General features: G+C 44.5%; 1 pseudogene. It reads left to right on the top strand.

Features of this window, described 5'->3' with window-relative positions:
• Positions 1-422 (top strand): annotated as a pseudogene (locus AB4238_RS02735) (dipeptide/tripeptide permease); the annotation flags it as partial.
• Positions 423-524 lie beyond the last annotated feature (102 nt).

The following is a 524-nucleotide window of genomic DNA, read 5'->3' as shown; positions in this document are numbered from 1 at the left end:
GCGGCGACGCTGATGCTAAATCAAGCATGTGGTGGTTAGTAGGTGCATACTTCTTCCATACCATGGGTGAACTTTGTTTATCTCCTATTGGTCTTTCGATGGTTACTAAGTTGGCTCCATTGCGTATCGCATCATTAATGATGGGTGCATGGTTCCTATTCGTTGCTATCGCTAACAAAGTTGGTGGCGTAGTCGGTTCGTTTATTGGACATGGCGGCGAAAAAGAGGAGCAACTTGCTAACGCAATGGCAATCTTCGCAGGTATCGCAATCACTTCAGCTATTTCAGGTGTGATCCTGTACTTCATGGCAGACAAGCTTGTTGATTGGATGCACGGCGCTGAAGGCCATGCAGAAACTGAAGAAGAAGCTCTTGAGCAAGAGATTGCTGTTACTGCAGAGCATGAAGGGATAAAACAGTAAATTCTAGATTCTTCTAGAGTGGAGTATAAGTGCCTCGTAGTAATACGAGGCATTTTTGTATCGATGACATTAAAAGAGCGCGCCCTTATACCAATTGCATTA

This window comes from Shewanella sp. 10N.286.45.A1, from assembly GCF_041470405.1.
Classification (GTDB): domain Bacteria; phylum Pseudomonadota; class Gammaproteobacteria; order Enterobacterales; family Shewanellaceae; genus Shewanella.
This window is presented reverse-complemented; position numbering and strand designations above follow the sequence as displayed.